General features: G+C 69.9%; 16 protein-coding genes. 11 read left to right on the top strand and 5 right to left on the bottom strand.

Annotation, left to right across the window (positions count from 1 at the left end):
* Nucleotides 1–120 precede the first annotated feature (120 nt).
* From AB0P24_RS33110 to AB0P24_RS33085, 6 genes are all read left to right on the top strand, one after another.
* Entirely contained in the window at nt 121–1,056 is a 936-nt protein-coding gene (locus AB0P24_RS33110) for a cellulose-binding protein (protein WP_365712633.1), read from the top strand.
* A gap of 37 nt (nt 1,057–1,093) precedes the next feature.
* The gene (locus tag AB0P24_RS33105) at nt 1,094–1,333 is read left to right on the top strand and encodes a hypothetical protein (protein WP_365800522.1); all 240 of its coding nucleotides are present in this window, start codon (nt 1,094–1,096) and stop codon (nt 1,331–1,333) included.
* Nucleotides 1,334–1,430: 97 nt separating this feature from the next.
* Complete coding sequence (locus tag AB0P24_RS33100; protein WP_365800520.1) at nt 1,431–2,387, top strand: ABC transporter ATP-binding protein; 957 nt, start codon at nt 1,431–1,433, stop codon at nt 2,385–2,387.
* Between the two features lies 1 nt (nt 2,388).
* Nucleotides 2,389–3,165 (top strand): ABC transporter permease, encoded by a 777-nt coding sequence (locus AB0P24_RS33095; RefSeq protein WP_365800518.1) that lies wholly within the window; start codon nt 2,389–2,391, stop codon nt 3,163–3,165.
* A 122-nt stretch (nt 3,166–3,287) separates the two neighbouring features.
* Nucleotides 3,288–4,565 (top strand): ABC transporter ATP-binding protein, encoded by a 1,278-nt coding sequence (locus AB0P24_RS33090; RefSeq protein WP_365800516.1) that lies wholly within the window; start codon nt 3,288–3,290, stop codon nt 4,563–4,565.
* The gene (locus AB0P24_RS33085; protein WP_365800514.1) at nt 4,562–5,416 is read left to right on the top strand and encodes an ABC transporter permease; all 855 of its coding nucleotides are present in this window, start codon (nt 4,562–4,564) and stop codon (nt 5,414–5,416) included. Before AB0P24_RS33090 ends, AB0P24_RS33085 begins: the two co-directional genes overlap by 4 nt.
* A 40-nt stretch (nt 5,417–5,456) precedes the next feature.
* Here AB0P24_RS33085 and AB0P24_RS33080 read toward each other — a convergent pair whose 3' ends face one another.
* The gene (locus AB0P24_RS33080) at nt 5,457–5,798 is read right to left on the bottom strand and encodes an ATP/GTP-binding protein (protein WP_365800513.1); all 342 of its coding nucleotides are present in this window, start codon (nt 5,796–5,798) and stop codon (nt 5,457–5,459) included.
* Between the two features lie 223 nt (nt 5,799–6,021).
* On the opposite strand from AB0P24_RS33080, the gene AB0P24_RS33075 reads away from it, so the two are divergent.
* Nucleotides 6,022–7,050 (top strand): LLM class flavin-dependent oxidoreductase, encoded by a 1,029-nt coding sequence (locus AB0P24_RS33075; RefSeq protein WP_365800511.1) that lies wholly within the window; start codon nt 6,022–6,024, stop codon nt 7,048–7,050.
* Between the two features lie 103 nt (nt 7,051–7,153).
* Here AB0P24_RS33075 and AB0P24_RS33070 read toward each other — a convergent pair whose 3' ends face one another.
* On the bottom strand, nt 7,154–7,546 hold the full coding sequence (locus AB0P24_RS33070; RefSeq protein ID WP_181807263.1) for an SCO5389 family protein: 393 nt from the start codon (nt 7,544–7,546) through the stop codon (nt 7,154–7,156).
* 321 nt (nt 7,547–7,867) lie between these two features.
* Here AB0P24_RS33070 and AB0P24_RS33065 point away from each other — a divergent pair, with 321 nt between their 5' ends.
* A complete protein-coding gene (locus AB0P24_RS33065; protein WP_365800509.1) occupies nt 7,868–9,490 on the top strand; it encodes a recombinase family protein in 1,623 nt (540 codons plus the stop codon).
* A 183-nt stretch (nt 9,491–9,673) separates the two neighbouring features.
* Complete coding sequence (gene nucS, locus AB0P24_RS33060) at nt 9,674–10,345, top strand: endonuclease NucS (RefSeq protein ID WP_365800507.1); 672 nt, start codon at nt 9,674–9,676, stop codon at nt 10,343–10,345.
* 617 nt (nt 10,346–10,962) lie between these two features.
* Here nucS and AB0P24_RS33055 read toward each other — a convergent pair.
* From AB0P24_RS33055 to AB0P24_RS33045, 3 genes are all read right to left on the bottom strand, one after another.
* Nucleotides 10,963–13,506, bottom strand: coding sequence for an ATP-binding protein (locus AB0P24_RS33055; protein ID WP_365800505.1), 2,544 nt, complete (start codon nt 13,504–13,506; stop codon nt 10,963–10,965).
* 402 nt (nt 13,507–13,908) lie between these two features.
* Nucleotides 13,909–14,232, bottom strand: coding sequence for an STAS domain-containing protein (locus AB0P24_RS33050; RefSeq protein WP_031040714.1), 324 nt, complete (start codon nt 14,230–14,232; stop codon nt 13,909–13,911).
* 184 nt (nt 14,233–14,416) lie between these two features.
* A complete protein-coding gene (locus AB0P24_RS33045; RefSeq protein WP_365800503.1) occupies nt 14,417–15,265 on the bottom strand; it encodes a 3-hydroxyacyl-CoA dehydrogenase family protein in 849 nt (282 codons plus the stop codon).
* A 252-nt stretch (nt 15,266–15,517) separates the two neighbouring features.
* On the opposite strand from AB0P24_RS33045, the gene AB0P24_RS33040 reads away from it, so the two are divergent.
* Both AB0P24_RS33040 and AB0P24_RS33035 read left to right on the top strand, forming a co-directional pair.
* On the top strand, nt 15,518–16,090 hold the full coding sequence (locus AB0P24_RS33040) for a cob(I)yrinic acid a,c-diamide adenosyltransferase (RefSeq protein WP_365800501.1): 573 nt from the start codon (nt 15,518–15,520) through the stop codon (nt 16,088–16,090).
* A gap of 155 nt (nt 16,091–16,245) precedes the next feature.
* The gene (locus AB0P24_RS33035; protein ID WP_365800499.1) at nt 16,246–18,072 is read left to right on the top strand and encodes a glycoside hydrolase family 18 chitinase; all 1,827 of its coding nucleotides are present in this window, start codon (nt 16,246–16,248) and stop codon (nt 18,070–18,072) included.
* Nucleotides 18,073–18,204: the final 132 nt, after the last annotated feature.

The raw sequence follows: 18,204 nt of genomic DNA, 5'->3' as shown, positions 1-18,204 counted from the left end.
AGCCGGCCACCCAAAAGTGGTGTCATTCTCCAGATCAAACACGCATACGCTCGATGACACACCGCATCGGCCCCTAGGATTCCACCTATCACCTCACCGGTCTCACTCGACAGGAAACCCATGAGCGACACTTCCCCCTACGGCTTCGAGCTTGTGCGGCGTGGGTACGACCGCGCTCAGGTGGACGAACGGATCTCCAAGCTCGTCTCCGACCGTGACAGCGCTCTCGCCCGCATCACCGCTCTGGAAAAGCGCATCGAGGAACTCCACCTCGAAACGCAGAACGCCCAGGCCGCCGTCAGCGACGCGGAGCCCTCCTACGCCGGTCTCGGCGCGCGTGTCGAGAAGATCCTCCGCCTCGCCGAGGAGGAGGCGAAGGACCTGCGCGAGGAGGCCCGGCGGGCCGCCGAGCAGCACCGGGAGCTCGCCGAGTCGGCGGCCCAGCAGGTGCGCAACGACGCGGAGTCGTTCGCGGCGGAGCGCAAGGCCAAGGCCGAGGACGAGGGCGTCCGGATCGTCGAGAAGGCCAAGAGCGACGCCTCGCAGCTGCGCGCGGAGGCCCAGAAGGACGCGCAGTCCAAGCGCGAGGAGGCCGACGCCCTCTTCGAGGAGACCCGCGCGAAGGCCGCGCAGGCCGCCGCCGACTTCGAGACGAACCTCGCCAAGCGCCGCGAGCAGTCCGAGCGTGACCTCGCTTCGCGTCAGCAGAAGGCGGAGAAGCGCCTCGCGGAGATCGAGCACCGCGCGGAGCAGCTGCGCCTGGAGGCCGAGAAGCTGCGCACCGACGCCGAGCGCCGGGCCCGCCAGACGGTCGAGACGGCTCAGCGTCAGGCCGAGGACATCGTCGCGGACGCGAACGCCAAGGCCGACCGGATCCGTTCGGAATCCGAGCGCGAGCTCGCCGCGCTGACGAACCGCCGCGACAGCATCAACGCCCAGCTGACCAACGTCCGCGAGATGCTGGCCACGCTGACCGGCGCCGCGGTGGCCGCCGCCAGCTCCCCGGCGGAGGACGAGCCGATCTCCCGCGGGGTCCCGGCTCAGCAGTCCCGGTAATCGTTAGCGACAACAAAGGCCCGCATTCCCTTCGGGGGTGCGGGCCTTCGTCGACTACCGCGCCGCCGAGGGCCGCTCCTGGCGCCTGTGGCTCTCCGCCGACGGCGCGCGGACGGCACCCCTGCCCGCCTCCGCCCCCGCGGCCGACGCCTCGCTCACGGGCCCGGCCGGCGAGCTGGTCCTCGCCCTGTACGGCCGGGTCCCGGTGGACTCCCTGAAGCTCGACGGCGACCGACGCGTCTTCGACCGGCTCCTGGCCTGGGACCCGGAGGAGTAGGCCCCCGCCCGCCCCGGCCCCGCCGTCTCCGACCCGGCCGCAGCAACTGAACCCCGCTCGGGTGGCAGCCCCCGTAAGCCGGTCTTAGCGTGGCCGCATGATCGAGCTGGCGGGCCTGACCAAGCGATACGGCGACAAGACGGCGGTCGACGACCTCACGTTCACCGTCAGACCCGGCATCGTGACCGGGTTCCTCGGGCCCAACGGTGCCGGGAAGTCCACCACCATGCGGATGGTCCTCGGGCTCGACCACCCCACGGCCGGCCGGGTGCGGATCGACGGCAAGCGGTACGAACAGCTCAAGGACCCGCTGACGTACATCGGGGCGCTGCTCGACGCCAAGGCCGTGCACGGCGGGCGCAGCGCCTTCAACCACCTGCTGTGCCTCGCCCAGAGCAACGGGATTCCGAGGGCGCGGGTGGCCGAGGTGCTGGACACCGTCGGGCTGACGGCGGTGGCGCGGAAGAAGGCCAAGGGGTTCTCGCTCGGGATGGGGCAGCGGCTCGGGATCGCGGGGGCGCTGCTCGGCGATCCGCGGATCCTGATGTTCGACGAGCCGGTGAACGGGCTCGACCCCGAGGGCATCCACTGGATCCGGAACCTGATGAAGACCCTCGCCGCCCAGGGCCGCACCGTGTTCGTCTCCTCCCACCTGATGAGCGAGATGGCACTGACCGCCGACCACCTCGTCGTCATCGGGCAGGGCCGGCTGCTCGCCGACACCTCCATGGCGGACTTCATCCGGACGAACTCACGGTCGTACGTCCGGGTCCGCTCCCCGCAGCGCGAGCGGCTGCTCGACGTGCTGCACGGGGCCGGGATCACCGTCGTCGAGACGGGGACCGGAGCCCTGGAGGCGGAGGGCGGAAAGGCCGAACCGATCGGGGAGCTGGCCGCGCAGAACGGGATCGTGCTGCACGAGCTGAGCGTTCAGCAGGCCTCTCTGGAGGAGGCGTTCATGCAGCTGACGGCCGAGTCCGTCGAGTACCACGCGCACACCGACTCGCCCCCGGTGCCACAGGCCTGGGGCACCGGCTGGGACAAGGGGGCATGACATGGCCGTCGTCACTCAGGTCGTACGGTCCGAGTGGACCAAGATCCGGTCCGTCGCCTCGACGGTGTGGACGCTGTCCCTGGCCGTGGTGGTCACCGTGGCCGTCGGGACGCTGCTCTCCGGGCTGGCGAACAGCCAGTTCTCCAAGATGCCCGCGCGGGAACGGCTCTCCTTCGACCCGACGAACATCAGCTTCGCCGGGATGACCCTCGGTCAGCTGGCGATGATCGTGTTCGGGGTGCTCGTGGTCTCCAACGAGTACAGCACCGGGATGATCAGGGTCTCGCTGGCCGCCGTGCCGGGGCGGGCCACCTTCCTGTTCAGCAAGATCGCGGTCGCGGCGGCCCTGGTGCTGGGGGTCGGCATGGTCACCAGCTTCGCCGCCTTCTTCCTGGGGCAGGCCATGCTCGGCTCCCACCGGGCCCATCTGGGCGATCCCGGGGTGCTGCGCGCGGTCCTCGGCGGCGGGCTCTACATGACGCTCATCGCGATGTTCTCCATGGGCGTGGCCGTGATGCTCCGCTCGCCGATGCTGTCGCTGGGCATCCTGATGCCGTTCTTCTTCCTGGTCTCCAACATCCTCGGCAACGTCGACGCGACCAAGAAGATCGGCCGGTTCCTGCCGGACCAGGCGGGCAGCCACATCATGCAGGTGGTGCCGAGAGTCGGCGACGACGTCCCGTACGGGCCCTGGGGCGGGCTCGGGATCATGGGGCTGTGGGTGATCGCCGCGCTGGCCGGCGGGTACGTCCTGCTGAAGCGGCGCGACGCCCAGTGACCGGCCCTGTCACCTGAAGTCTTTGCATGCTCTTGGGCGGAACCGTCAGCTCCCCGATATCCTCCTAACCCTTACGGGGGGCGACTGCCCCGCTGTCCTGATCCTTTCGATGGGTGCGGAGCATGATCGAGGCTGTAGGCCTGACCAAGCGCTACGGCGACAAGACCGCCGTGTACAACCTCTCCTTCCAGGTACGTCCCGGAGCCGTCACCGGCTTCCTCGGGCCGAACGGCTCGGGCAAGTCGACGACCATGCGGATGATCCTGGGGCTGGACAACCCGACCGCCGGCGCGGTGACGATCGGCGGCTACCCGTACCGCAAGCTCCCGAACGCCGCCCGCCAGGTCGGCGCGCTGCTCGACGCCAAGGCGGTGCACGGCGGCCGGTCCGCCCGTAACCACCTGCTCTCCCTGGCCCAGCTCTCCGCCATCCCGGCCCGCCGGGTCGACGAGGTGCTCCGGGTGGTGGGCCTCCAGGACGTGGCCGGAAAGCGCTCCAAGGGCTTCTCGCTCGGCATGGGCCAGCGCCTGGGCATCGCCGCCGCGCTTCTCGGCGACCCCCAGGTGCTGCTCTTCGACGAGCCGGTCAACGGCCTCGATCCCGAGGGCATCCTCTGGGTGCGCAACCTGATGAAGTCCCTGGCCGCCGAGGGCCGCACGGTCTTCGTCTCCTCCCATCTGATGAGCGAGATGGCGCTGACCGCCGACCACCTCATCGTCATCGGCCGGGGCCAGCTGCTCGCCGACATGAGCGTGACGGACTTCATCTCGGCCAACTCCGCCGACTTCGCGCGGGTGCGCACCCCGGACACCGAGCCGCAGTTGCGCGAGAAGCTCAGCTCGGCGCTGACCGAGGCCGGCGGCCATGTCCTGCCGGAGCAGGACGGCGCGCTCAGGGTGACCGGGCTGCCGCTGCCCCGGATCAGCGACCTCGCGCACGAGGCGGACGTACGGCTGTGGGAGCTGTCCCCGCACCAGGCCTCGCTCGAGGAGGCCTACATGCGGATGACGCAGGGCGCGGTCGACTACCGCTCCAGCATCGACCAGAAGGCCGGCCTCCAGCAGCCCCTGCCGCCCGGCGCCCAGCCGCCGATGCCGGTGCCCGGGCAGGGCCAGCCCGGCTGGTACGCCCCACCGCCGCCCCAGCAGAGCGGCCAGCCGTTCGGGGGGCTGTACGGCGCGCCGGGGGCGCCCGTCGCACCGCCGGGTGCCTTCGGTGCGCCGCAGGGCCCGTACGGGGCTCCCCAGGCCGCTCCGAACCCCTACGCGCAGCCGGTGCCCGCGCCTGCGGCCGGGCCGGCACAGCCGACGCCCGCCGCCGCGCCCGCGCCCACTCCCGCCCCTGCTCCCGCTCCCGCTCCCGCTCCCGCCGACCTGACCAAGCCCGAGGACGCCCGATGAGCACCCACCAGCCTCCGCTGCCGCAGGCGGCGCCCGGCGGTTCGTACCCCGGTTACATCTCGCCGATCCCGGTGGTGCGCACCCACCTCGGGCACGCGATCGCGTCCGAGTGGACGAAGATCAGGTCGGTGCGTTCGACGATGTGGACGCTCGGCGTCTTCGTCCTGCTGGTGGTCGGCATCGGCCTGCTGGCCGGCGCTCTGGTCAGCAACTCCTCCTCGTCCGACGACCTGTCCGGCGGCAACGCGCTGTCGCTCGGCTTCTTCGGGCTGCTGCTCGGCAGCATGTGCATCATCACGCTCGGCGTGCTGACGACCGCCTCGGAGTACGGCACGGGCATGATCCGTACGACGATGGTGGCCTGCCCCTCCCGCGCGCGCGTGCTCGCGGCGAAGGCGATCGTCTTCTTCGCGGTCGCGTTCGTGATCACCCTCGCGGCCAGCGCCTTCGTGGCCATGACGCAGGTGTCGATGCTGGACGGCGTGGCCCGGACCCCGACCAGCGGTGAATGGCTGAAGGGCACCGTCGGCGTCAGCCTCTACATCGCGCTGCTCGGGCTGCTCTCGCTGATCATCGGCTCGGTCATCCGGCACTCGGCGGGTGCCGTCACCATCATGATCGGCGCGGTGCTCGCCCCGCTGGTGATCGCGCTGTTCATGTTCTCGTCGTCGCTGGAGAAGGTGCGCACGGCCCTGTTCGAGTACTCGATCCCGAACCAGCTGAGCGTCTTCTACTCCAACTCCCTCGGCGAGTCCGGCCCTTCGGGCTGGGACCCGCTGTGGATCATCCTGGGTGTGACGGCCGTCGCGTTCGCGGGCGCGTACGCGCTGCTGGAGAAGCGGGACGTGTAGGACAAGTCAGGACGAACGGCCCGTACCGGCCGTACGGCGCTCAGAACTTCGGCGCGTTCCGGGACCGCTGCACCCGTGTGGTGCGGCGGTCCTTCGCGTTCCAGCAGGCCTTGTGCCAGTGCCGGCGCTCGTCCACACCCGAGTGCTCCGGCCAGGCCACCACGTGCGGGACGCCGGAGGGGATCACCTGGTCACAACCCGGGCAGCGGTACGTCTTGCCGACCGCGCTGGCGCCCGCCACGTGCCGCACGCTCCACTCCTCGCCCTGCCAGCTCTCGGCGGACTGCCAGCCGCCGTAGCGGTCCGCGCGGTCGTCCTCGGCGCTCCGGCCGGACGAGGCCGCTCCGTTCGGGCCCTTGGGTCGGTTGCGACGCGGGGACACGGGACACCTCTCGGGGCTATACAGGGAGCACGGGCTGTGTCCAGCCTACGACGCGCGCACGCGGGTACGCGTAGGGCACCAACCCGCACAAGTCCCCCTCCAGGGCGACCCATTCTCCAGACAATCCGTAAATCTCTCCGCCGGGCCGTGTCCTCGGCACGTGTCAGACGGTTATGCCCGGTGGGGGAGCTCCGGGTCGGAGCCAGGAAAGCAGGAAGAAACGATGCGCGTAGGTAGTTTTGTGCTGGCCGCCCAGTTCCCGGGCCAGGGCCAAGGGGAGGCCCTGCACCGGGCGGTGCGCACCGCGGAGGTGGCCGAGGAGTCCGGTCTGGACTCGGTCTGGCTGGCCGAGCACCACTTCGTGCCGTACGGCACATGTCCGTCGGCGGTCACCCTGGCGGCACTGCTGCTGGGCCGCACCCGGCGTCTGCGGGTCGGTACGGCGGTGAGCGTACTGCCCACCGTCCACCCGGTCGCCCTCGGCGAACAGGCCGCGCTGCTGCACGTGACGAGCGGCGGCCGCTTCACGCTCGGCGTGGGGCGGGGCGGCCCGTGGGTGGATCTGGAGGTCTTCGGATCCGGCCTGGAGGCGTACGAACAGGGCTTTCCCGAATCACTCGATCTGCTGATGCGCTGGCTGCGCGAACCGGCCGTGTCGGCCTCCGGACCGCGCTACTCGTTCCGTGAAGTCCCCGTCGTACCGCGCCCGTCGGAGGCGCTGACGGAGGCGCCGGGGCCGGAGGTGCTGGTCGCCTGCACCTCCGCGGCGAGCATCCGGCTGGCCGCCGAGCAGGGGTTGCCGATGCTGCTCGGGATGCACGTAGGCGACGAGGAGAAGGCCGAGATGGTCGCGTTGTGGCAGCAGTACGCGCGGGCAGCCGGGCGGCCGGGCGACGAGATCGCCGGGGCGGCCCATGTCTCGGCCGGCATCTGCCAGATCGCGGACCGCCGCGCCGACGCCGCGGAGACGCTGGCGAAGGCGATGCCGGGCTGGCTGAAGCAGGGGCTGGAGGCCCATGTGACGGTGGACGGCCGCCTCCGGCCGATGCGGGACCCGCTCGCGTACACCGAACTGCTCTGCGGACTCCACCCGGTGGGCACCCCGCGGCTGTGCGTCGACCGGCTGGCCGCGACCGCCGAGCGGACCGGCATCTCCCGTTTCGCCCTGCTGACCGAGGGCTCGGGGGATCTGACGGCCACGGAGGAGAACGTACGACGGCTGGGTGCCGAGGTACTGCCGCACCTCCGGTGACCTCACCGCCGCGGGGAGCTTGCCGCCCCAGTGACTGATGCACCTCCCACGTGTGGAGCGGCAAGCAAGCGGCTCACTGCGTCAGCAGTACCGGAGCACGGCGTCAGCAGTCCCGTAGTTCCGGGGACTGGTTCAGCAGCTGATTGCGTACAGAGGTGAAGCGGGCCAGCGTCTCGTCGACCGAGGCGTCCAGCGGGAACACCGCCACACGGTGGCAGTTCTGGAAGGCCAGCCGCACACCGAAGTGCCGCTGCAGGGCGCCGCGTATGGCGTCACTCGCGAGCGCACGCAGCAGCTGACCGCGTGCCTGCTCGTCCGGCGGGGGCGTCTGGTTGTCGGCGAACTGGCCGCCGTCCACCTTCAGCTGGGCCACCAGGGAGCTGATCATCTCCCATGCGTAGGGCAGGGAGGTCCGGACGCAGTCGACGAAATCCGCTTCGTCGACCTCGCCTCGCTCGGCCTGTTCGAGTAGGGCCGGTGAGACGTCGAGCGACATGGGTACTCCTCTCGCACCCCCGAACAGCAGGGGTTGGCGGACAGGTAAGGGAGTTCGCGATGCCAGACACGCTGAGTACACACTCCGCGACCTCCCGTTCACTACCGTAGGCAACGTACGGGGGCCCCACCAGGAGATTGCGTATATGCGACGGTCCCTTCAGGCACACAATCGGCCAGGTTGGAACAGGGACTCCAGGCGTTTCATCAGGACCAGTCGCGAACGGTCTGATCCTGGTCAAACCGGAAGACGTGACTTGCAGCTCTCCAAACGCTCGCTAGCTTCGAATCCGAACGTGCAGGGACATCAGGGGAGACGGGCATGCGCGTGTTGGCCGTCAAGCGGATCAGCCGAGACACGGAGTCGTCGGCGGCGCTGGAGCGCCAGGGACTCGAACTGTCGGAAGCGATCGTCCAGGGCGACCACACGGTTGCAGGGTGGGTGGAGGACGTGACCGTTTCCGGCACCGTGAACCTCGATCAGCGGCCGTCCCTCGGAAAGTGGTTGCGGGTTCCCCTGGTCCACGAGTGGGACGCCCTCATGGTGACCGCACAGGACCGGATCAGCCGGGATGACATGCACTGGTGGTCCTTCATTCAATGGGTGCTGAACAACAAGAAGGACATCCTGATCCTGGCCGACCCGTCCTTTGACATCTCGACGCCGAACGGTCGCATGATCGCAGGTATTAAAGCCGCACAGGCTGCCGACTATCGAAACTCCGTCAAGGAGAAGAAGCTCAACCAGACGAAGCACTATCGCGACGAAAATCTTTGGGGTGGAGGTACATGGCCGTTCGGATATCGCGCCACCTCCTTCATGCATCATGGCACATCACGGCGACGCCTCGAAATCGACCCGGTAACGGGACCTCTGGTACAGGAGGCTTATGACCGCGTTGTAAACAAAGGCGAATCCCTGGGATCCATTGCTAAAGACTGGAACGCCCGGGGAATTCTCACTGCCCTTGACCACATGCGCAACGCGAACGCACAGGAGGGCAGAACCGGCGTCAAGACCGATGTTAAGGGCACCAAGTGGACCACCAGTACAATGACGGCCGTATTCACCAAGAAGTCCATCATGGGCTACGCCACGCACAAGGGTGAGCCGATTGTCCGTAACGGCCTGCCCGTTGTCTGGGCAGATCCCCTTCTGACCGAGGACGAGTGGGAGAAGCTACAAGAGGTAATGACCAGAAGGGCTCGCGGCAAGGGGGGTCAGAAGCGTACAGCCACCCATCTGGCGGGTGTGGCGTTCTGCAAGTGCGGTGAACCGCTGTACTCCAACACTTCCAGGCGGCAACTCGCAGACGGAACGGTCAGAGAGTACAGCTATTACCTATGCCGTTCATGGGGGCGCAAAGACGGCACGCGGTGCAAGTGGGTTAGATCTTGGCAGAGGAGCATCATCGAAGAACTCCTCGCAGAGCGCTTCTTGACCGAAGCGGGAGACCTGGAGATCATGACCCGCACTTACGTGCCGGGGATCGACAAGTCTCGCGAGATCAAGCAGCTCACCGAGGCTCTCGACAACCTCACCGGAAACTTGACGAGCCTTAAGCCAGGTGGCGTTGCAGCACAGGCCGTAATCCGAAGTCTGGAGGATCACGAAAAGGCGCTTGAGACACTGAAGGCTCTGCCTATAATCCCATCCCGATGGATCGAGGAGGGTACGGGGGTTACGTACCGGCAGCAGTGGGAGCATGACGACTGGGCGGCTCGCGGTGAACTGCTCCGTAAGACTGGTGTCCTCATTCTCATCGGAGGAACGACTAAGGAACCGGCCGCCTGGCTGCACCTCCCGGACAGCTTGAATCAGCGCGTAGTCGACCTCCACGCGGGGCGGCTCACCACCGGGCCGGAGGAATGGCAGGAGGGATTGATGAAGGCGGCCAATGCATTCGGTGAGGACGATGCCGCGATCGCCCCCAGGAGCGACTGACCACAACAACAAGAGAAACCTGATAAATACGCCCTTATAAGTACGTCTTGACTCCCGGGCCACCCCGGGCGGCCTTTTCGTCGTTCAGGCCCTCGGAGGGGGCCCAGGTCGGGGACCGGGGAACCTCAGCGCGTGACAGGCCGGCGGGACCCACGGGGTCCGCAAGCCCCGTAGGCTTGCCCCATGCGTCTCGTCATCGCCCGTTGCACCGTGGACTACGTCGGCCGTCTCTCCGCTCATCTGCCCTCAGCGAAGCGTCTGCTCATCTTGAAGAATGACGGCAGTGTCTCGATCCACGCGGACGACCGGGCCTACAAGCCCCTCAACTGGATGTCGCCGCCGTGCACCCTCAAGGAGGGGGCGGGTGACGAGGAGGGGGTCTGGACCGTCATCAACAAGGCGGGCGAGAAGCTCATCATCACGATGGAGGAGGTCCTGCACGACTCCTCGCACGAGCTGGGTGTCGACCCGGGCCTGATCAAGGACGGCGTGGAAGCGCACCTGCAGGAGCTGCTGGCCGACCGCATCGAGACGCTCGGCGACGGCTACACCCTCATCCGCCGCGAGTACATGACGGCGATCGGGCCGGTGGACATCCTCTGCCGCGACGCCGAGGGCCAGACCGTGGCCATCGAGATCAAACGCCGCGGTGAGATCGACGGCGTCGAACAGCTCACCCGCTACCTGGAACTCCTGAACCGCGACCCCCACCTCGCCCCCGTCCGCGGCATCTTCGCGGCCCAGGAGATCAAGCCCCAGGCGAAGGTCCTCGCCACCGACCGCGGCATCGGCTGCACCATCCTCGACTACGACGCCCTCCGCGGCGTCGAGGACGACAAACTGCGCCTGTTCTGACCGCGTCGGGCGGGCCGCCGGGCCGGCCCTCCGCCAGGCCCGACAGGCGCGCCCGTTCCGAGCGGGACGGACGCGTTCCGGCCGAGGCGGACAAGCCACGCCCGTTTCGAGGACTGCCGCAGGCCAACCCGCCGAAGGCAGACGTTCCGACCGAGGCAGACGCGTTCCGACCGACGCGGACGCGTCACCCCCGTTTCGAGGACTGCCGCAGGCCAACCCGCCGAAGGCAGACGTTCCGACCGAGGCAGACGCGTTCCGACCGACGCGGACAAGCCACGCCCGTTTCGAGGACTGCCGCAGGCCAACCCGCCGAAGGCCCGTCCGGCGGTTGCCTGCCCTCGCGGTGTCCCGGCCCCTCCACTCCGCCGCCCACCGCGATACCGCCCCGCCCCGTTACCGCCGCCCGCCCCAATACCGCGCCCATCCCGATACCGCCGCCCACCCCAATACCGCCGCGACGGCGCTCAGCCCCCACGGCGGTGACCGGCGGTGCCGGACCGGCCTGAGCCGGGTTCGGCAGCGCCGGTTCGCGTCGTCGTGGGTGCGCGCCGTCGCGGCGGTATGTGGGGGGCGTGGCGTCCCGCACGCGGGCCGCGGGACGCCCTGGGCCCCGGGCCTCAGATCACCGTGCCGGTCGAGGCGCCGCCGCCGCCGCTCTCCGATGCGCTCGACGTCGTGACGCTCGGGGAGTTGGAGGCGGGGCCGCTCGCCGAGTTGGTGGTGCTCGGCGAGCTGCCGGACGGGGACGGCGAGGGCGACGGCGACGCGCTCGGCGACGGCGACCCCGACGACTTCGACGGACTCGGTGACGCCGGCTTCGAAGGTGATGCCGACTTCGAGGGAGATGCGGACGGCGTGTGCGTCGTACCGCCGCCGGACGACCCCTTCGTGCCCGTGGCCGAAGGCGAAGGCGTCTGCGTGTCCGTGGGTGAGGCCGGGTTGTCCGGGGTGGCGTCCGGGCCCGGATCCGTCGGCTTGCCCGTGGCCGTGCCCGTGTCCCCCGCGCCCGACGTCTGCCCGGGGTCGGCGCCGAGGCTGCCGTCGCCCGTGCCCTCGCTCGCCGACGGGTTGACGCTCACGTTGTTGGACGGGTTGTCGGCGTTGTCGTGGGAGGTCATGCCGAGCCCCACCACCGTGCCGAGGACCGCGGTGAGCAGGACGCCCGCCCCGACCGCCACCAGGTTGCGGCGAGCCATGCGCACAAGGCCGCTGCCCTGGGCCGGAGTCGGTTCGGCCGGGACCCGCTGGGTCACCATCGTGTCCAGGACCGGCGAGTGGACCGCCGGGAAGGGTGCGGTGACGCCGCCCGCCGGGAACCTGGACTCCTCGTGGCGGGCGTCGGGGATCTCGTCGCCCGCCGTCGCGGCGATGACCGGAAGGGCGTCACCCGAGCGGTCGGCCACCAGGGCGAGGGCCCGTCGGCCCGCCGTCGTGCCCCGCTTGTCGGAGAGGGCCCCGCGCAGGCCGAGCGAGGCCTCCAGCTCGGCCCGCGCCCGGTCCAGCTGGTCGCCGCAGAGCGCGAGTATGCCGAGTTCGTGGTGGAAGTAGGCCTGTTCGCCGACCTCACCGGACAGCCGGGCGGCCTCCGCCCCGGCCCGCAGTGCCCGTTCCCAGGCACTCCACCGCAGCCCGGCGGCGAACGCGGGCGCGGCCGTACGGGCCAGTCGTACCGGCGTGCTCTCCTCGTCCTCCTTCGGCGGCACCGTCTCGGGGACCACCACCGACAGGGCGGCGAGGACCGCGTCGGCCTCGGCACAGACCCGTTCGGGGGTGACCGAGGGGTGCCCGGCCCACCAGCTGTAGTGCTGGGCGGCGGTGAGGGCCTGGGCCGTCGCGTCGTCGGCGTATCCGGCGGCCTCCAGCTGCTGTAGGACGCCCGCGGCCAGCCGGTAGCGGGAGCCGACCGGGGAGACCAGTCCACAGCCCGCCAGTTCGCCGAGGGCCGCGTCCGCATGGGTGTCGCCGATGAGGGCCGGCAGATGCGCCTGGTGGGGCACCTCGCCGCCCAGGGCGACCGCGAAGCGCAGGGTGGCCCGGGCGGAGGCGCTGAGCCGCGAGGCGAGCAGCGGGGCGGCCGCGGCGGCCTCGCCGAGGGACGGCAGCGGGGACGCCTCGGTGGCCTCGGCGTCGAGGGGCGCGTCGGCCGGGAGATCGGACAGGTCGGACCGGCTGGACAGGCCGGACGCGAAGACGCCGAACTCGTCGACGGCGCCCGTGCTGGCCCGCAGCTGGTCGCGCTGGCGCAGCAGCGCGCCGGCCTGGACGAACCGCAGCGGCAGGCCCTCGGACTCGAACCAGAGGTCGCCGGCCCAGTTGGCCTCCTCCTCGGTGAGCACCCGGCCGACCGCGCGCTCCAGGATGTCGACGCCGCCGGCCCGCTCCAGGCCGCTGAGGAAGACCTCCTCGACGGCGGAGTCGGCGGACGGCGCCGGCACGTCCGGGGTGGCGCCGATCAGGAAGGCGCACTCGGGGGTGGCGTCGATCAGCTCGTCGAGCCCGGCGCCGCCGAACTCGACGTCGTCGACGACGACGACCGCGCCGATGTCCCGGACCAGTTCGAGGAGTTCGTCGTGGGCCGGGCGGTGCGCGGGCGCCTTGTAGACGGCGTGGAAGAGGTCGCGGAGCAGGTCCTCGGGCGTGCGGTGGAAGCCGTCGAGGCGGACCACGCCGTCGGGGGCGAGGTCGGAGCAGTCGTCGGCGACCAGGTCGAGGAGCGCGGTGCGGCCGGAGCCCGAGGGTCCGGTGAGGCGCACGGAGCGGCCGCGGGCGAGCAGCCGGACGAGCCGCTCGCGGTCGTCCTGGCGCTCCAGGAGCGGCAGTTCGGGCCGGGCGGGACCGGGCGGCACCGGCGGCCGGACGGCGCGCTCGTACTCGGCGCGCTCGGCGGCGGTGCGCTTCTCGGGCCTGGCCGGGCGCTCGGTCGGCGGGCAGGGCTCTATCTCGCTGCCGTCAACGGGATTGACGGTCAGCAGGAATTCGCCGCTGACCAGCCGCGTGACGCGGGCCGCCGTCGGCGCGCTCTGGCCGAAGTCGGTGGTGAGGGATTCCCTGGGCGGGCGCTGGCGCGGCGTGCTGCCTCCCCCGGTGTCGAACAGGCTCGACCGGGAGGCACCCCCGTCGTCCTGGCCGTACCTCTCGGGTCCCGGGTTGATCGGATCCATAGGTTCCTGGCCCCCCAAAAGCGTCGTGTGCCGTGCATGCCGGCCCCTCCCGGCCTTTGCACACCGCGCTGTCGCTTCTGGTCCGGGCCCGCGCTCGAAGGATGGCAAGGGCGGCGGGCGACCGAACCTTAAACCTTGGCACAGTATCTACGACAGTCCGGGGTACCGCGCCGTCCGAGACATCACAGTCTCGTGAGGATTGCGTCTGACGTGCGCTTGCGCGCCGTCCGACCGGGTGACCCCGGTCGCCCGGTTCACACCGGATCGCCGTGTCCCCATGGTCTGCCGCCTGGCGAGAGCCCCGTTCCCCGACGGACGGCCGTGTCCGGGCGGTTCGCCGGGTCCCGGCGGACCGTCCTGTCCCGGCGGTTCGCGGCCGCACAGCCGGTCACCGGGCCTCGGTCACACCCGGGGCAGCGACTCCACCCCGATCCCCCCCTCGATCGCCAGGATCCGGTGCAGCCGGGTGGCCACCAGCAGGCGCTGCATCTGCGGCGGTACGTCGCGCAGCACCAGGCGGCGGCCGCAGCGGCCGGCCCGCCGGTGGGCACCCATGATCACCCCGAGTCCGGTGGCGTCCCAGGAGTCCAGCTCGGACAGGTCCAGCACCAGATCGCCGACTCCGTCGTCGACGGCCGAGTGCAGGACCGTACGGGCGTCCGCCGCGCTGCGGACGTCGAGGCGGCCCCCGACGACCAGCTCGGCGTGGTCGCCCCTGATGTACATATGCGCTCCCCGAGAGTGCGTGTCCTACTCCGTAAAAGTGTTGTCCGGTAATGCAACGTCTGACGGCGTTCACCGGTCAGAGGTTGCCATCTGTAAGCGAACCGATACCGAATTCACCCCCGAGGGTGAACCCTCGGGGTTTGTGCGTGGTGAGAGGTGGTCAGAGGCTCTACGTACGGACGTTTCAGTACGTGTAGAACCCCTGCCCGCTCTTTCGTCCGATGTCACCGGCGTCAACCATCCGGCGCATCAGCTCCGGCGGGGCGAACTTCTCGTCCTGCGACTCGGTGTAGATGTTGCTGGTGGCGTGCAGCAGGATGTCGACGCCGGTGAGGTCGGCCGTGGCCAGCGGGCCCATGGCGTGCCCGAAGCCCAGCTTGCAGGCGAGGTCGATGTCCTCGGCGGTGGCGACGCCCGACTCGTACAGTTTGGTGGCCTCGACGACGAGCGCCGAGATCAGCCGGGTCGTCACGAAGCCGGCGACGTCGCGGTTGACGACGATGCAGGTCTTGCCGGTGGACTCGGCGAACTCCCGCGCGGTGGCGAGGGTTTCGTCACTCGTCTTGTAGCCGCGGACCAGTTCCACGAGCTGCATCATCGGCACCGGCGAGAAGAAGTGGACGCCGACGACGCGCTCGGGGTGCTCGGTGGCCGCCGCGATCTTGGTGATCGGGATGGCGGAGGTGTTGGAGGCGAGCACGGCCTCCGGGCGCACGATCTTGTCGAGCGCACGGAAGATCTCGTGCTTGACTTCCAGCTTCTCGAAGACGGCCTCGACCACGATGTCCGCGTCGGCGGCCGCGTCCAGGTCGGTGGTCGTGGTGATGCGGGCCAGGGCGGCGTCGGCGTCGTGCGCCTCCAGCCTGCCCTTGCTCACGAACTTGTCGTACGAGGCCTGGATGCCGCCGACGGCACGGTTCAGTGCCTCGTCGGTGACGTCGCGCAGGACCACGTCCCACCCGGCCTGTGCGGCGACCTGGGCGATGCCGGAACCCATCAGGCCGGCCCCGATGACGGCAAGCTTCCGTGCCACTCCGCTCCCCTTACACGCTGTTGAGGTATGCCTCTTGGGCGGGACCCTAGCGCCCGTCGGGGGCCGGGAAACCCGGTAAGTAACGCGTGTCACGGTCTCAGGACGTGAGACAACCGTCACGTCGCGTCAGCCGGACCCGGCGGCACCGTCCCTCGCGCGCCGCGTCCGGCGTGGTCCGCTCCCCTCGTACTCCCCCGACCAGGGGCAGCACCGCGGCATCCGCAGCCTTCGCGGCACCTCTACGCTGACCTCATGGTCAATCTGACGCGCATCTACACCAGGACCGGCGACCAGGGCACCACCGCCCTCGGGGACATGAGCCGGGTCGCCAAGACGGATCTGCGGATCTCGGCGTACGCGGACGCCAACGAGGCGAACGCGGTGATCGGGGCGGCGATCGCGCTGGGCGGGCTGGAGGAAGAGATCGTCAAGGTGCTCACCCGGGTGCAGAACGACCTCTTCGACGTCGGCGCGGACCTGTCCACGCCGGTGGTGGAGAACCCGCAGTTCCCGCCGCTGCGGGTCGAGCAGTTCTACATCGACAAGCTGGAGGCGGACTGCGACCGCTTCAACGAGCGGCTGGAGAACCTCCGCTCCTTCATCCTCCCGGGCGGCACCCCGGGCGCGGCCCTGCTCCACCAGGCCTGCACGGTCGTACGGCGCGCCGAGCGCTCGACGTGGGCCGCGCTGGAGGTCCACGCCGACACGATGAACCCCCTGACCGCGACCTACCTCAACAGGCTGTCGGACCTGCTGTTCATCTTGGCCCGCACGGCCAACAAGGAGGTCGGGGACGTGCTGTGGGTGCCCGGCGGGGAGCGGTGACAGACGCTGCGGCAAGGGAGTTGGGGAGCTGACGGACGTATACAGAGTGGTCCAGACCTATTGACCCGTGGTCCAGACCTTTCTATTCTCGCGGCACCATGGGCATGAAGGCTCAGTCATGCCCACGTCACCCCCGATCAAGAGGGAGGCGCAGCATGCGCTTCAGACACAGAGCCGCGGCGGGGTTCGCGACCCTGTTGCTCCCCCTGGCCGGTCTGGTCGGCCTCGCGAGCCCGGCCCAGGCCGCGACGACGGCGACCGCGACCTACACCAAGACCCAGGACTGGGGTACCGGCTTCGGCGGCCAGTGGACCGTCAAGAACACCGGTACCAGCGCCATCAGTTCCTGGACCGTCGAATGGGACTTCCCCTCCGGCACCTCGGTCACCTCCGCGTGGGACGCGGACGTCACCTCCTCCGGCACCCACTGGACCGCCAAGAACAAGTCCTACAACGGCTCCATCGCCCCCGGCGCCTCCGTCTCCTTCGGCTTCAACGGCGCCGGTTCGGGATCGCCCAGCAACTGCCTCCTCAACGGAGCCAGTTGTGACGGCGGCACCACCGTCCCCGGGGACTCGGCGCCCTCCGCGCCCGGCACCCCGACCGCGTCCGGCGTCACGGACACCTCGGTCAAGCTCTCCTGGTCCGCGGCCACCGACGACAACGGCGTCAAGAACTACGACGTCCTGCGCGACGGCAAGGTCGTCTCCACGGTGACCACCACCTCGTACACCGACTCGGGGCTCACGGCCGGCACCGACTACTCGTACACCGTCCAGGCCCGCGACACCGCGAACCAGACCGGGCCGGTCAGCGGCGCCGTCGCGGTGCACACCACCGGCGGTACGACCACTCCCCCGCCCACCGGCTCCAAGGTCAAGCTCGGCTACTTCACCGAGTGGGGCATCTACGGCCGCAACTACCAGGTCAAGAACCTGGTGACGTCCGGCTCCGCGGCGAAGATCACGCACATCAACTACGCCTTCGGCAACGTCACCAACGGCCAGTGCGCGATCGGCGACGCCTACGCGGACTACCAGAAGACGTTCACCGCCGACCAGTCGGTCAGCGGGGTCGCCGACACCTGGGACCAGCCGCTGGCCGGCAACTTCAACCAGCTGCGCGAGCTGAAGGCCAAGTACCCGAACCTCAAGATCCTGTGGTCCTTCGGCGGCTGGACCTGGTCCGGCGGCTTCGCGCAGGCGGCGGCCAATCCGACCGCGTTCGCGGACTCCTGCTACAACCTGGTCAAGGACCCGCGCTGGGCCGATGTCTTCGACGGCATCGACATCGACTGGGAGTACCCGAACGCCTGCGGGCTGAGCTGCGACACCAGCGGCTCGGCGGCCTTCAAGAACCTGATGGCCGCGCTGCGCGCCAAGTTCGGCTCCTCCGCCCTGGTCACCGCGGCCACCACGGCCGACGGCTCCTCCGGCGGCAAGATCGACGCCACCGACTACGCGGGCGCCTCCCAGTACGTCGACTGGTACAACGTGATGTCGTACGACTTCTTCGGCGCCTGGGCGACCACCGGCCCGACGGCCCCGCACTCCCCGCTCACCTCGTACTCGGGCATCCCGACCGCCGGCTTCGACACGGCCGACGCGATGGCCAAGTTCAAGGCGCAGGGCGTACCGGCGAGCAAGCTGCTGATCGGAATCGGGTTCTACGGGCGTGGCTGGACCGGTGTGACGCAGGACGCGCCGGGCGGCACGGCCACCGGGGCGGCGACCGGAACGTACGAACAGGGCATCGAGGACTACAAGGTCCTCAAGACGTCCTGCCCGGTCACCGGCACCATCGCGGGGACCGCGTACGCGCACTGCGGCACCAACTGGTGGTCGTACGACACCCCGTCGACGATCGCCGGGAAGATGAGCTGGGCCAAGTCCCAGGGGCTCGGGGGCGCGTTCTTCTGGGAGTTCAGCGGTGACACCAGCGACGGTGAGCTGGTGAGTGCCATCAACTCCGGCATGAGCTGACCCTTCGCCCCACCCACCCCCACCGCGTCGCGGGCGGCAGCAGAAGACGGGCCCGGCCGGGGCGGCCGCCGTCGTGACGCCGGTAGACGCCGTGCAGGACGGAGGGAAGCGCGGGGCTCTGCCGTACCAGGT

Origin of the sequence: Streptomyces sp. NPDC086519 (assembly GCF_040686075.1) — a bacterium.
GTDB classification, from domain to species: Bacteria; Actinomycetota; Actinomycetes; order Streptomycetales; family Streptomycetaceae; genus Streptomyces; species Streptomyces shenzhenensis.
The sequence above is the reverse complement of the archived record's forward strand: the minus strand, read 5'-3'. Positions and strand labels throughout refer to the sequence as shown.

Excerpts from the sequence above, each read along its gene's own strand:
- AB0P24_RS33095 (WP_365800518.1), top strand. The coding sequence starts at position 2,389 with ATGGCCGTCGTCACTCAGGTCGTACGGTCCGAGTGGACCAAGATCCGG.
- nucS (WP_365800507.1), top strand. The coding sequence starts at position 9,674 with ATGCGTCTCGTCATCGCCCGTTGCACCGTGGACTACGTCGGCCGTCTC.
- AB0P24_RS33100 (WP_365800520.1), top strand. The coding sequence starts at position 1,431 with ATGATCGAGCTGGCGGGCCTGACCAAGCGATACGGCGACAAGACGGCG.
- AB0P24_RS33065 (WP_365800509.1), top strand. The coding sequence starts at position 7,868 with ATGCGCGTGTTGGCCGTCAAGCGGATCAGCCGAGACACGGAGTCGTCG.
- AB0P24_RS33070 (WP_181807263.1), bottom strand. The coding sequence starts at position 7,546 with ATGTCGCTCGACGTCTCACCGGCCCTACTCGAACAGGCCGAGCGAGGC.
- AB0P24_RS33050 (WP_031040714.1), bottom strand. The coding sequence starts at position 14,232 with ATGTACATCAGGGGCGACCACGCCGAGCTGGTCGTCGGGGGCCGCCTC.
- AB0P24_RS33055 (WP_365800505.1), bottom strand. The coding sequence starts at position 13,506 with ATGGATCCGATCAACCCGGGACCCGAGAGGTACGGCCAGGACGACGGG.
- AB0P24_RS33110 (WP_365712633.1), top strand. The coding sequence starts at position 121 with ATGAGCGACACTTCCCCCTACGGCTTCGAGCTTGTGCGGCGTGGGTAC.
- AB0P24_RS33075 (WP_365800511.1), top strand. The coding sequence starts at position 6,022 with ATGCGCGTAGGTAGTTTTGTGCTGGCCGCCCAGTTCCCGGGCCAGGGC.
- AB0P24_RS33085 (WP_365800514.1), top strand. The coding sequence starts at position 4,562 with ATGAGCACCCACCAGCCTCCGCTGCCGCAGGCGGCGCCCGGCGGTTCG.
- AB0P24_RS33090 (WP_365800516.1), top strand. The coding sequence starts at position 3,288 with ATGATCGAGGCTGTAGGCCTGACCAAGCGCTACGGCGACAAGACCGCC.
- AB0P24_RS33035 (WP_365800499.1), top strand. The coding sequence starts at position 16,246 with ATGCGCTTCAGACACAGAGCCGCGGCGGGGTTCGCGACCCTGTTGCTC.
- AB0P24_RS33040 (WP_365800501.1), top strand. The coding sequence starts at position 15,518 with ATGGTCAATCTGACGCGCATCTACACCAGGACCGGCGACCAGGGCACC.